At 37.9% G+C, this 14,306-nt stretch carries 11 protein-coding genes; 10 read left to right on the forward strand and 1 reads right to left on the reverse strand.

What is annotated here, in order from left to right; translation table 11 throughout:
* Positions 1-298: 298 nt before the first annotated feature.
* From ACH8E3_RS08230 to ACH8E3_RS08265, 8 genes are read left to right on the forward strand one after another with little or no spacing between them, the layout of a single operon-like run.
* The gene (locus tag ACH8E3_RS08230) at positions 299-2,476 is read left to right on the forward strand and encodes an NAD-dependent epimerase/dehydratase family protein (RefSeq protein WP_458632143.1); all 2,178 of its coding nucleotides are present in this window, start codon (positions 299-301) and stop codon (positions 2,474-2,476) included.
* A complete protein-coding gene (locus ACH8E3_RS08235; protein ID WP_458632144.1) occupies positions 2,469-3,362 on the forward strand; it encodes a hypothetical protein in 894 nt (297 codons plus the stop codon). Before ACH8E3_RS08230 ends, ACH8E3_RS08235 begins: the two co-directional genes overlap by 8 nt.
* A gap of 2 nt (positions 3,363-3,364) precedes the next feature.
* Positions 3,365-5,212: a DUF2194 domain-containing protein gene (locus ACH8E3_RS08240; RefSeq protein WP_458632145.1), complete on the forward strand. Its 1,848-nt coding sequence runs from the start codon at positions 3,365-3,367 to the stop codon at positions 5,210-5,212.
* 3 nt (positions 5,213-5,215) lie between these two features.
* A complete protein-coding gene (gene pelF, locus ACH8E3_RS08245) occupies positions 5,216-6,628 on the forward strand; it encodes a GT4 family glycosyltransferase PelF (protein ID WP_458632146.1) in 1,413 nt (470 codons plus the stop codon).
* A gap of 2 nt (positions 6,629-6,630) precedes the next feature.
* Positions 6,631-8,067, forward strand: a complete 1,437-nt coding sequence (gene pelG / locus ACH8E3_RS08250) for an exopolysaccharide Pel transporter PelG (protein ID WP_458632147.1) — start codon at positions 6,631-6,633, stop codon at positions 8,065-8,067.
* A gap of 24 nt (positions 8,068-8,091) precedes the next feature.
* Positions 8,092-9,810: a CotH kinase family protein gene (locus ACH8E3_RS08255; protein ID WP_458632148.1), complete on the forward strand. Its 1,719-nt coding sequence runs from the start codon at positions 8,092-8,094 to the stop codon at positions 9,808-9,810.
* A 31-nt stretch (positions 9,811-9,841) separates the two neighbouring features.
* Complete coding sequence (locus ACH8E3_RS08260; protein ID WP_458632149.1) at positions 9,842-10,549, forward strand: polyphosphate polymerase domain-containing protein; 708 nt, start codon at positions 9,842-9,844, stop codon at positions 10,547-10,549.
* A 23-nt stretch (positions 10,550-10,572) separates the two neighbouring features.
* Complete coding sequence (locus ACH8E3_RS08265) at positions 10,573-11,253, forward strand: DUF4956 domain-containing protein (RefSeq protein WP_458632150.1); 681 nt, start codon at positions 10,573-10,575, stop codon at positions 11,251-11,253.
* Between the two features lie 192 nt (positions 11,254-11,445).
* On the opposite strand, the gene ACH8E3_RS08270 is transcribed toward ACH8E3_RS08265, so the two are convergent.
* Complete coding sequence (locus ACH8E3_RS08270) at positions 11,446-12,006, reverse strand: GbsR/MarR family transcriptional regulator (protein ID WP_458632151.1); 561 nt, start codon at positions 12,004-12,006, stop codon at positions 11,446-11,448.
* A 265-nt stretch (positions 12,007-12,271) separates the two neighbouring features.
* On the opposite strand from ACH8E3_RS08270, the gene ACH8E3_RS08275 reads away from it, so the two are divergent.
* Both ACH8E3_RS08275 and ACH8E3_RS08280 read left to right on the forward strand, forming a co-directional pair.
* Positions 12,272-13,471: a quaternary amine ABC transporter ATP-binding protein gene (locus ACH8E3_RS08275; RefSeq protein WP_458632152.1), complete on the forward strand. Its 1,200-nt coding sequence runs from the start codon at positions 12,272-12,274 to the stop codon at positions 13,469-13,471.
* The gene (locus tag ACH8E3_RS08280; RefSeq protein ID WP_458632153.1) at positions 13,468-14,304 is read left to right on the forward strand and encodes an ABC transporter permease; all 837 of its coding nucleotides are present in this window, start codon (positions 13,468-13,470) and stop codon (positions 14,302-14,304) included. Before ACH8E3_RS08275 ends, ACH8E3_RS08280 begins: the two co-directional genes overlap by 4 nt.
* Positions 14,305-14,306: the final 2 nt, after the last annotated feature.

The raw sequence follows: 14,306 nt of genomic DNA on the forward strand, positions 1-14,306 counted from the left end.
AATATGTAAATTGATATTACATAGTGTCGATTTTAGGGAAATTATCTTTGACTGCAATTAAATTACTTCGCTAGAACCCTCATACGCTGTACAAGACTACTAAATCTACGTAAAAGGAAACCCTTTCTATTCCAAGTCCAAATCAAGAATATGATTTTCATTGGTTATGTTTTCCATTACCATATCCTATTTCATTAACAACCTAGAATAAAGTGGTACTTACGCTAAGTAGTGTTTATTTTTTGTTAAGATAGCGCAACCTTTTTTTGGATTGTCTACTTTGAAGGAGGAGTAATCATTGAATGTATTAATTACAGGTGGTTGTGGTTTCATCGGTTCATTTGTTGCAGAGCGATTTTACAAGGAAGGGTATAACATATACATTATTGATAATTTAATTACAGGTCAAAGATCAAATGTGACAGTACCGCATAAATTTTATCAACTAAGTGTTGAAGATAAAAAATGCGAAGAGATTTTTCGAAGTATATCGCCTGATATTGTCGTACATCTTGCTGCTCAAGTGGATGTTGTTACATCTTTAAAAAGACCTCAACTGGATACACAGTCTAATATTCTCGGTCTTGTGAATATGCTTCATTTGGCTCATAAAGCGGATGTCTCCAAGTTTATATTTGCTTCATCTGCAGCGATATATGGGCCGTATGATCAGGTCTCTCTCTCGGAAAAACATGAGGGAAATCCCGTGTCACCCTATGGGATTAATAAGAAATTAGGAGAATACTATTGTGAGAAATGGAATGAGTTATATGGGTTGAAAACGTTGTGTCTTCGTTTCTCCAACGTCTATGGACCTCGACAAGGAAGTCTTGGGGAAGGCGGAGTTGTCTCTATTTTTATGGATCGTTTGCGTGATGGCAAAGACATAAATGTGTATGGAGACGGCGGTCAGACAAGGGACTTTATTTATGTTGAGGATGTGGTTGATGGTATTTATCGAGGAACTAAGAGCGATGTAACTGGAGTATATAATCTATCTACCAATAATCAGACAAGTATCAATCAACTTATAGAAGTGTTGGGAAGTTTGAAACAAGTCAGTAAAGTGAATTACTTGCAGCCACGTGAAGGTGATATTTACAAGTCTAGTTTAGATAACACTCGAATTAAACAAGATTTGGATTGGGTACCGATCTACAGTTTGGAAGAAGGGCTTAGTAAGACACACGATTGGTTCAAGCAATCACAACAAGCCTCACAACCAAAGCTTTTGGAAGATAAAAAAATGAATATGACTGGTTTGATATCTACAATAAAACCGTATGTGGAGAACTTATTGGCATTTGCAGTCATTGCAAGTATAACGCTGTTTGGTACAGAAATTCTTATGTATACGAGCATAGATATTAAGCTGATTTATATTATTTTACTTGGAATTATATATGGCACCAGACAATCAGCACTGTCAGCCGTTTTAGCCTCCGGATTATTTATATTTGAGAGTATAAGTAAAGGTCGAGAATGGATATCGCTCTTTTATGATCCAGAAGTACTATTTATGATAGCTATCTATTTATTCTTCGGTCTTATCGTCGGGTTCGTTTCGGATAAGAGTCGCCGAGATCATGTGCGTCATAATAGTGAACTTGAAATGGTGAATGAGAAATATGCCTTTTTGAAAGAAGTCTATACAGATACACGTGCGGTAAAAGATGAGCTTCAGCATCAATTGATTAATAGTAAGGATAGTATAGGTCGTATTTATGGCATCATTAAAACGTTGGAGAGCTTAGAGCCAGAGGAAGTTGTTACTTCATCTGTTAACGTACTGTCGAACTTGCTGGATGTTGAACGAATATCAATATATTCAGTAAATGATTCTGACTTCCTGCGGTTAATGATTAGTTCGAACGTTTCGGGATTTAACTTACCCAAAACAATGAGAGTGTCCGATCACACATATATACAAGAAGTTCTGAGTAAAGAAAGACTATTTGTTAATCGTAGCATGAACCCAGATGAGCCAATGCTCGTAGCGCCTATTCTGCATGAAGAGAAGGTTGTAGCTGTTGTGTCGGTATATGATCCGTCATTCTCAAAGCTTAATCTAAGCTTTGAGAACGTATTTAAAGTGTCTGTCGAGTTGATTTCGGGATCGCTATCTCGAGCATTCAAACATGCTGTTATAACACGAAATGAACGTTTTGTGGAAGATACATCAGTTCTTAAATCATCTGTTTTTCTCCAGGTACTAGAATCGAAATCTAGTGCCAAACAGCAGTATAATAGTGATTTTGTATTGCTACAGGTCATACATGACGGACTTCCTATTAAAATTCTATCAGAGCAAATTACAACCGTACTGCGTGATTCCGATTATCTTGGAATGATGGAAAACAACTTGGTATTGCTATTATCGAATTCTAATATTAAAGAAGCTGATATTGTTGTGCAGCGTTTGATCGAGAACGGAATTGTGACAAGAGTAATTAGTGAGGTAGAAATATATGCTTGAGATCACACTAATTGGATACTATATAGTTGCCTTAATTTATATGGTCGTACAATGGAGAAGAGATGATCGTGATCTAATATTAATTGCATTGATGGTCCTCTTCATTCCATTCTTTGGACTCCTTCTATCACTGTTGCGTGAGATGGCAGGAAAAATGGAGAATTCTTCGGAGACTAGCCGTTTTTCTGATTTAATTGAAAGAAATCAGAGAGAAGACAACACGTTTGAGAAGATAAATGTAAAAAGGGAAACGAATAGGGCACCTCTAGAAGAGGTCCTTCTCATTAATGATCTTGCAACAAGAAGAAGGTTACTACTTGATGTATTAAAAGAGGATATGGACGATACGATTACGCCATTGTTACAACATGCTGCAAGCAACGAGGACACGGAAACATCTCACTATGCCGTAACGGCTTTGATGGAAATAAAACGCAAGATGTTATTAGAGATTCAGAAATGGTCGGTGCAATATGAACGAGAGAGTAATGACCCTCACATTATGTTGCATTATGCCAATGCGATTCAGTTATATATGTTGAGTGGATTTATGGACTCACGCATGCAAATGTCGCATCGCCTTACTTACGTTAAATTGTTAGATCATCTGTTAAATACGGAATTAAAGAGTGAAAATGTATTTGCTGAGTTAATATTAAGTGAAATTGAGCTAGGGCGCTATGATGAGGGACTACGTTATAGTAAGTTATTTCGTCAAAGCTATCCGGATAATGAAGACGCCTATTTAGCAACCCTGAACTTATACTACTCCTTGAGAATGAAAGATTCCTTCTATGAAACGCTGGAAGAGTTGAAAGTATCAAAAATACGTGTATCCAATACTGGCTTGAATGTTATCCGGTATTGGTCAGTTAAAGGTGCATAAAGATGAAGCAGCAATCAAAGTTTAAATTTACGAAGGAAATATATTTTGTTTTAGTGTTTGTACTTCTTATGGCCATGGTCATTCAAGCAACTCGTTCACAACCATTACTTAATTACGGAGGGGAGATTAATAGGTGGGTATCTCCCAGTTCAAATGGGGAAGTTAATGGATTATCCAAGGAAGAAGTTAGCTTGTTAAATGAAGAAAATATATTAGTTCTTTATAATCCTCAAGACCCTTTTAGTGTCAGAATAAAGGATAATACGGATCAAATGCTAATTTATATGAAGAAGCAGCATGATGTAGCAAGCATTGAACAATATAGCGGCACTGGTGAAGGTTACGACAGCGTTATTATGGCATTTAAAGAGTTAAATAGTCTTCATAATAATGAATGGATCGAAACGTTTGTGGAAAAGGGAGGTCGAATGCTGTTTACGACCACGCCGAATGCGGATGGCTCTTTCTATCGAATACACCGTAAGCTTGGGATTGATGAGGTAGGGGATTATGCGTTAACCAATGGGTTGGTGCTGAAAAGCAATGTGCTTATTAACTATAAGGGTGGCGAATTCTCGCCCAATCTTATTGAGAATACTTCGTTACAGATCCAACTTAACGCTGAGAGCCGAGTCCACGCCAGTGCGGAAGATGAGCAGCCCCTATTATGGGATATCGATTACGGCAAAGGTAGATTTATCGTTTTTAATGGTACGATGCTTCAAGAAAAGACTAGCCGTGGTTTTTTGTCAGGAGCCATTAGTATGTTAAAGGAAGATAATATTTATCCTGTTATAAATGTCAAGCTAATGTATATTGATGATTTTCCAGCCCCAATGCCGTTGGGATTCAACAAAGATATTTATGGAACCTACAAGAGGAGCATGGTGAGATTCTTTAAAGAGGTTTGGTGGCCAGACATGGTTCGAGCAGGTAGCCAATTTGGCTTGAAATACACTGGTCTTGTGATTCAAAGCTACACTGACAAGGTAGATCCTCCTTTTGAAATCCATTCAAATTCCGATAATATCAACTTGATTACCTTTGGAAGAGAACTCATAAAACGGGGTGGAGAAATTGGGATTCATGGTTATAATCATCAATCATTCACTAATAACCCAAGGGTGAGTAAGGAATTTGGTTACAAAGTATGGCCTTCAACCTCGAATATGGAGGAATCTATTCGAACGGTATTAAAGTTTGTAAGTGATTCATTACCAAATTACAGTGTTCATAATTATGTACCACCATCCAATACCTTGAGTAATGACGGTAGGGAAGCGTTAAAAGCGGCTTGGCCAGAATTGAAGTCGATATCATCTGTATATAGCGAGGATCCGCGTAATATTTCTTATGTGCAGGAATTTGAGGTTGCAGAGGATGGCATTGTAGAGTTACCTCGTATTACTTCAGGATTTAGAGAAGATGAATTTAATTTATGGGCAATGGTCAATGCAACTTCTTCTATTGGGGTATTCTCTCACTTTATTCACCCAGATGATATATTGGATCGAGAACGGAGCTATCCTTTTACGTGGGATCAGTTATACGAAATGTTCACTCAATTCCTCGATATTTCGGAGGACAAATACGGTTGGCTTAGAAATACGACGGCTACGGAAGCCAGTATTGCAGTAGAACGTTATATTGTGAGTGAACCACATTTTGAATATAGCGAAGATCAAATCAAGGGATATATCAACCATTACATTGGTGGGAAATTATATTACTATCTCCGAACAGACAAGAAGATCACGCGTGAGCAGTATTGCAATGTTAAGAGAATAGATGATGAAACATATCTAGTTGAAGTTGAAAATGAGCATTTCTTGATTGGATTAGGAGGGTGAAATTTGAAAATTTGTATGGTAGCAGAAGGTTCTTATCCTTATGTTATGGGCGGAGTATCGAGCTGGATTCATTCTCTCATTAACAATATGCCACAGCATCAATTCATTATTTACGCGATATGTGCTGAAAGAAAGCAAGAAGGAATGTTTAAATATGAACTACCCACAAATGTTATTGAGGTTAAGGAAGTATTCTTGGACGATTATCTAAGAGTGAAAGGCGAGTGGGGTCAACATATTAAGCTTAATGATACGCATAAGGCCTCACTCAAATCATTGCTAGGTGGAGATAATAACATAAATTGGAAATCGTTGTTTGATATACTTCGGGATGATAGCTTAAACAATGCGGCTGATTTTCTAATGAGCAAAGATTTTTTTGATCTTATTAGTGAAGTTTGTGAAGATAAATATGAACAAATACCGTTTACGGAAATGTTCTGGACGGTACGATCAATGGTGTTACCATTGCTTCTTACTGTGCGTGATTCGGTTCCAGAGGCGGATATATACCATGCAGTTTCGACTGGTTACGCCGGTGTTATAGCCAGTCTTGGGAAGTATTTATATGATAAGCCGATGGTGTTGACGGAACATGGTATTTATTCTAGGGAGCGAGAAGAAGAAATCATTAAGGCTGATTGGGTAAAAGGATATTTCAAGAATATATGGATTGAATATTTCTACTCTTTATCATCATGTGCATATCAATATGCGGATAACGTGATTACGCTGTTCCAACGAAATAAGGAAATTCAGATTGAACTTGGCTGTGACGAGAGTAAGATCACGATTACACCGAATGGGGTTCAAGTAGAGCGCTTCATAGATATCCCAACTAAACCTAAAGAGGAACCGATATGGATAGGAGGCTTCGTACGCGTAGTGCCTATTAAGGATATCAAGACGATGATTCATAGTTTTCAAATCGTCAAATATGAAATTCCAGAAGCTATGTTTTATATCATGGGACCACATGAAGAAGACCAAGAGTATTACGAAGAATGTATAAGTTTAGTAGATTCGCTTCAGTTACAGGATGTCGTGTTTACAGGAAGTATTAATATTAAGGATTATATCGGAAAAATGGATATTCTTACATTGACAAGTATTAGCGAAGGTCAGCCACTGGCAATTCTTGAAGGTATGGCGGCTGGTAAGCCCTTTGTTACGACTGATGTAGGAAGTTGCAAGGAACTTTTATATGGTGTGGATGACGATTATGGCAAAGCGGGTATTGTTGTTCCTGTAATGAACTATGAACAAATTGGACAAGCACTAATAACATTATGTCGTAACGAACGGATGCGCAGTGAGTATGGGGATAACGGGCTTAGAAGAGTTCGTGAAAGGTATACGAATGAAGCATTTATTAACTATTATACTGAGTTATATGATAAGCATGGGGAGGTGTAAACATGGCTGGTATTGGGTTTGAACTAAAGAAACTTTTTGACAAACGCGGATTAGTTAACAATGCGAAGGCATTCACTTATTCTTCTCTTGTAACAGTGGGTCCTATGCTCTCCTGTATTCTTCTCATTACAATCGTACAGTGGCTTTTGGTCAGGAATGACGCTTCTTTTACTGATCGTGAGCTTTTCATGGCTTATGTTGTGTATGCTTTCACATTCTCTTACATTATAACCAATCTATTCTCTATGTTTATTACGAGGGCGATCTCCGATTTTATTTATCAGGGATATTACGGAGCATTATTAGCTTCCTTTCGTGGTAGCTTGAAACTTAATTATCTGATTGGGATTATACCGGCACTTCTATTTCTAATTCTAGCTGATTTGCCTTTTATGGAAAAGGTATCATCTTTTGTGATGTATATAATACTTATTACAATCTGGACTCAGACTATATTTATAACGGCAATGAAGGAAATTCGTAAAATTGTAATCTCTTTTGTTACTGGTACGTGTATTTCATTACTACTAGTCATTGTTGTTCTGAGATGGTTTGATAGCTATAATATCGCTCACATAATTTTTGCGATTGACACAGGCTTTTTTGTTACTGCGGGTATGTTAATGATTCAAATCGAACAATTTTTTAAGACAGATAAGCAACTTCCCAGTTTTTCTTTCTTCGCCTATATTCGCAAGTATCCTTCGCTTATTGCCATAGGGACCTTAACGGCTATCGGATTATATTCACATCAATTCGTACAATGGTTTGGACCAAAGGGGAGAACAGTAGGAGGTGCTTTTCTAATGGCTCCGGAATATGATATTGCTGTATATTATGCATTCATATCGGCTATTCCTACACTCATTATGTTTGTAGTATCGCTAGAGACTATCTTTTACCCTAAATTTCGGAGTTATTATAATGCAATTTTGAATCAGGGATCTATTACTGATATTAAACGAGCGATGCATGGAATGTACCAGATTCTTATGCAACAGTTATCTATGATTATGGGTGTTCAGCTTATCTTCTCTATAATTGCCATTGCACTGGGGATTCGTTTTCTACCTTTCATCGGATTTACATCTACTCAAGTTGACATATTTAATATTCTTGTTCTGGGTTTTTTCGCTTATATCATTTTCAGTATTGTGACCCTTGTTTTACTCTACTTTGATGATCGAAAAGGAGCAGTTTGGCTTGCGGTAGTGTTCCTAGTGTTAAATACCGGATTGACATTGATCTCTGTAGCCATCGGAGAGCAAGGATTCTCCTTCTTCAGCGCCTCATTCCTTACCTTATTACTTGCATTAGGAAGACTTATCTATTTACTTCGTAATCTAAGTTACTTTACCTTTAGTTCACAACCGCTTGTTGTGATAGAGGATGATAATAAATACACTAGGCTGTTGAAACAGAGTGAGAAGGTGGAATAAATGTATTTCTTTAAGGGGGTAACTATGAACAAGTATATAAGAGCATGTTCGCTAACGTGCTCAATTGCCATTGGTTTAATAATGGTTATCGGTTGTACGGCAGTAGGTGAAGAGGATACTATGCCAGTTAAGGAGTCTTTGAGCGAAACTGAATTCGCGGCTGCGTCTAGTACGAAATTGGTAGAGGATCGCAGCGTATATCTTAATGACAGTGAGGAGGAAGTCACTAAATTTTATTTAACAGTAACGAAAGATAATCTTACTGCGGAGAAGCCACTTTCGTGGAATGAGTTCAATAGCATTAATCGTGTTGAACAAAATACAGAGGAAAAAGTATTGGACGTCATTTTACAGCAGGGGACAGAGGAAGGTCCAGCTAGTGGGCTTTTTGGTTACACGGATACACATGCTAACGGTGTAATATCAATAAGAGGTAAATCAACAATTAGAGCTAAACAAAAGTCATTCAAAATAAAATTATATGATGATGCAGGATTGTGGCGCGATCAAAAAACGATCAATCTAGTGAAACATGCTTTTGATTCTACACGAATGCGAAATAAACTAAGCTTTGATTATTTCAAATTAGTACCTGATTTCACAAGCTTAAGGACGCAGTTTGTTCATTTATATGTAAAGGATCAGACGAGTGGAAAAAATGCTAAATTTGTGGATTATGGTCTATATACGCAGATTGAACAACCTAACAAAACATTTTTGGCATCACATGGCTTAGATTCAAAAGGACATTTATACAAAGCGACTAGTTTTGAATTTCTCTTGTATCAGGATGCCTTGAAGAAAACAGATGATCCTACGTTTGATGAGGATAAGTTTAATCAAATTCTAGAAGTGAAAGGAAGTCATGATCATGAGAAGCTACTTAAGATGCTTCAGGATATCAATAACGTATCTCTTCCTTTTGATGAGGTCTTTGACAAACACTTCGATCGTGATAATTTCCTAACATGGATGGCTGTTAATATTCTCATGGATAATTATGATACGATTAATCAGAACTTTTTACTGTATTCTCCTTTGAATTCCAATAAGTGGTTCTTCCTTCCATGGGACTATGATGGCGGTTGGGGCGATTCTGACTCCGATGAAGAATCCTCCAAAAGACGAGCACCATGGCAAAGAGGGATCTCTAATTATTGGGGAAATACATTACAAAAACGATTCTTTAAAAACCCAGATAATGTGCAACAATTGATAGATAAAATGAAGGCATTAAAGCTCATTATCAATAAAGAGCGAACTTCTGCATTCATTGATTCGTACACGCCAATTGTCTCCGAGTTTGTTCATCGTCAGCCGGATTTGGAAGAACTATCAAGTCCAATCAAAGAATTCAAGAAAGATTTGGAGTTGATGAAGAACTTACCGGAAATATCTGAAATTAAATTTAAGGAGATACTTGAGAATCCACAACCTTTTTATATGGGGGATGTCTTACAGGATAACACAACGACTATCTTCAATTGGGATGCTTCATATGATCTTCAGGAAGATGATTTGGTATATCATTTTCAGATTTCACGGAATCCTTCTTTTACGAACTTGATTAAGGACGTTAAGACAAAGGATTTGTCTGTATCGGTACAGGATCTTTCTGAAGGCAAATATTTTTGGAAGGTTACAGTTGAGGATGCCAAAGGTAATGAGGGTGTAGGGTTTGATGTGTATGAGGATATAGAAGGCAATAAATTTTTTGGTGTAAGACAATTCTATGTGGATTAAAGGATGCTATAGAGGAAGGGACAAGTAAACTATGCAATTTGCAGGGAAAAAACTGCGTCACGAAATGAAATACTATATTCATAATCATGAGTATAATGGACTTCAAAGTCGTATAAGCTCAGTGCTTGCGATGGACAATAACTCGATTGGCAAGGAAGGTTACCATATTCGCAGCTTATATTTTGATAACGTGCTTGAAGCAGCCTTAATCGATAAAAATAATGGGGTCTTTCAACGCAAAAAATATAGAATTCGTATCTACAATAAAAGTGATAAAGTGATCAAGCTTGAACGCAAGAGTAAGTACCATGATTATATTGCTAAGGAATCGGCTAGTCTTTCTAGAAGTCAATACGACCAAATAATGAACGGTGATATCGAGTTCTTGAACCAATCGGACATCCAGCTTATGAAAGATTTTTATTTCGATATGAAGCATGGATACATGAAACCAGCCGTCGTTGTTGATTACATCCGAGAAGCGTATATATATCCAATTGGCGATGTGCGTATTACGTTTGATAAGTGCCTGTCTGGGAGTATGCAGTCCTTTGATATATTTGATCGCGATCTTGTGACGGTAGAATCAATAGAAGGTCCAAAAACCATCCTAGAGGTCAAATACAATCAATTTTTACCCGATTTTGTATACGGTCTTTTGCAAATGTCGTCACATAATCGTTCAACCATTTCAAAGTATGTTATTTGCAAAGAAAAGAGAAAGATGTACGCAGATTAGTCGTACGGAGGGAGTTCTTTAATATGGGGGATGTAATCAATTTTTCAGATATTATTAAGAAAAGTGTTCTTGAGTTTGATGCATTTAAGCAGGTTTCAATTGTAGAACTAATGTATGGAATAATCATTTCATTTGTATTAGGTATGTTGATTTATTGGACTTATCAAAAAACATTTCGTGGTGTCGTGTATAGTCATAATTATAATGTAACGTTTGTCATTATGACGATGCTTACAACCTTAATTATTATGACGATTAGTACGAATATCGTCCTCTCGCTGGGGATGGTAGGGGCACTAAGTATTATTAGGTTTAGAACAGCCGTCAAGGACCCGATGGATATCATGTATACATTTTGGGCAGTTACTGTGGGTATTTCTACGGGTGCTAAGATATACCAAATTGCTGTGTTTGGATCTATTGCCATCTGTTTAGTATTATTTCTACTATCACGTAGAAAAGTGAAGGATGCTCCCTATCTGCTTATAATTCAATATAATGAAAATGTGGGTGAGCAAGTAAAAATAGCGCTTCGTAAAACCAAGCATGTGCTTAAATCGAAGACGGTAAGAAAAGATATGACTGAAATGACGGTCGAGCTTAGGATACGAGATGACAATACTAACTTTGTTAACGAATTGTCTTCACTTGAGGGAGTGAAAGATGTCGTATTGGTTAGTTACAACGGAGACTATGCCCCATAAGGATACCTATCTTTTTATTAACATAGGATTACTGGAATGGTAGGGAATTGGATGCGAGTGCATATAGCATCATGTAAGTATCATACATTTAAAATAGATGATTTTATGCGTTATAATCAATTTTAATGACAACATAAATAGCCGCTAACTTGGGAGGGATCCTTTTGTTAGTGGCTATTTATGTTGTCGTGACTATTCCTCTTCTTGTGGAATCAGATCATATATTTTACCCGTCTCTAAAGCATCAATGAACCGACCTAACCATTTGTAATAGTGGACAGCATGATTCATTTTCTCAATATCCTTATCGAGATGTAATAGTAGTTGTTCGTTATCGATGTTCTCTTCACGCATCTTGTTAAGTTCTGATAATGACTTGTTTAGCGAATGGATGTTCATTTCAGTAGATTTACGCCATTTAATGGAGAAGTAATCCACGAAATTCTGATGCCAATCCCTTTCTACATCATATAAATCCTTCCGTGAGCCCTTACCCCAGACTTTATTAATCATTTTCAAATCTAATAAAGTACGCATTCCCGTACTCATACTCGTCTTGCTCATGCCCATTTCTCCACCCATTTCATCTAATGTAACGGGACCATCATGGAAATACATATTCCCATACAAATGGCCAATGGACATGGTAATACCGTATAGATCCATGTTTGTTCCAATAGAATCCATAACGCGTTGACGAGATTTCTCTATGATTTTAGTCTGATCTTCATTTAATCCATCGAATGTTGCCATGTTGTACTCTTCTCCCTTGAATAACACCTACGATAAGCGGAAACAATATCCACAGCACCCATTGTAGAAAAGAATATCTAAAAAGTAAAGTACTAGCTTGTGGAGGAAATGTAAGAATAACAGAGAATACAGTTCTTAAAGCTTGTAAAGTTTTAACTGTACACTCTATATGCCCAAATTTGCATTTTGACCCATTTTTTTATGAAGCCTACACTATAGTAGTTGCATAAATCAGCTACGGATGATTTGGAACGGGGGAAGATAGATGTCGATTATAGAAGTGAAAGCATTAACGAAGGTGTTCGGAAATGATCCGAAGAGAGCCTTTCCTTTACTAGAACAGGGGTTGTCCAAAGAGCGTATAGCGAAGGACACGAAATTAACAGTAGGCGTTAACCGAGTTAACTTTTCCATTGAACCTGGAGAGATCTTTGTCATTATGGGTCTATCTGGTAGTGGGAAATCAACGGTTGTACGATTGTTAAATCGTCTAATCGAACCGACAGCAGGGCAAGTTCTTATTAATGGAAAAGATATCGTGAAAATGAATCGTGAAGAATTACGTCAAGTTAGACGTAAAACGATGAGTATGATTTTTCAGAAATTTGCATTATTTCCACACCGAACGATACTAGAGAATGTCGAATATGGTCTAGAGGTACAAGGGGTTAAGAAAGAAGAACGGCGCAAGAAAGCTATGGAATCTCTAGCTTTGGTGGGATTGGGTGGACTAGAAGATAGACGACCGGACGAACTTAGTGGCGGAATGCAACAACGTGTCGGTCTTGCACGTGGTCTAGCTAATGATCCAGAGATTCTATTGATGGATGAGTCCTTCAGTGCCTTAGATCCATTGATACGTAAAGACATGCAGGATGAACTGCTAGAGTTACAAGCAAATATGAAGAAGACCATCATCTTTATCACGCATGATTTAGATGAAGCTTTACGTCTTGGCGATCGCATTGCACTGATGCGGGATGGGGCCATTGTACAGATTGGAACTCCGGAAGAAATCCTCATGAATCCAGCAAATTCTTATGTTGAACGTTTTGTGGAGAATGTGGATTTATCAAAAGTACTTACAGCGGCACATGTCATGATTCGTGCAGAGACGATTACTATCGATCGTGGCCCTAGGGTAGCATTACAACTCATGCGTGAGCGAGGAATATCGAATATTTATATTGTAGACAAGAGTCGTCAACTCATAGGGGTTGTGACAGCTGAAGATGCTTCAACAGCGATTCGCTTAGGTCAGAAGCTAGAGGACATCATCATCAAAGATTCGCCAATCGTGTCTCCAGATGTTCATTTAGTGGAACTATTTGATGTTGTAAGTAGTGCAAAAATCCCGGTAGCCGTTATTGATGAACGTCATCGTTTAGTTGGGATTGTCATCAGAGGTGCTGTTCTGGCAGCTCTAAGTGGAAATAACGAGCTGGAAGCAGGTGACCCTCAATGAATATACCCAAGATTCCCATTGGTGAATGGGTAGAAACGTTAGAAGCTTGGTTAGAGACCAATTTCGAACCGTTCTTTGACGGTGTGAAGTTGGTAGTTGGGGGTGTCGTAAGTGGTCTAGCAGATGGGTTCAACTATTTACCACCACTTGTCGTCATTGCTCTGTTTACGATCCTTGCCTATTGGCTTGGAAAAATTAGACTGGGTGCATTTACCCTATTAGGATTATTACTAGTGCTTAACCTGGGTTACTGGGAACATACGATGGATACGCTAGCTTTAGTATTAACCGCATCCTTTATCTCCATCGCATTAGGTGTACCGATAGGGATTTTATGTGCTGGGAGTAAAAGAGTACAGAGTGTGCTTACGCCGATACTAGATTTGATGCAGACGATGCCGGCATTTGTATATTTATTGCCTGCCGTTGCATTCTTCTCCCTGGGTGTTGTGCCTGGTGTGGTTGCATCCGTCATATTCTCTATTCCACCTACGATTAGGTTGACGAGTTTGGGAATCCGTCAAGTTCCTGAGGACTTGGTAGAAGCTGCAGACGCCTTTGGTTCAACGCCAATGCAGAAATTAATTAAAGTTCAGTTGCCAATTGCTATTCCAACCATCATGGCAGGAATTAATCAGACGATTATGCTCTCGCTTTCCATGGTCGTCATTGCATCCATGATCGGGGCACAGGGTGTTGGATCCGATGTCTACAGAGCGGTAACGCAGGCGAAGACAGGTGTTGGTACAGAAGCGGGATTAGCCGTTGTTGTTCTTGCCATTATGTTAGATCGTATGACGCAGAAATTAGCAAAGAAAAATAAGAAGGAGTGATT

This window comes from Paenibacillus sp. CMAA1364 (assembly GCF_054373195.1).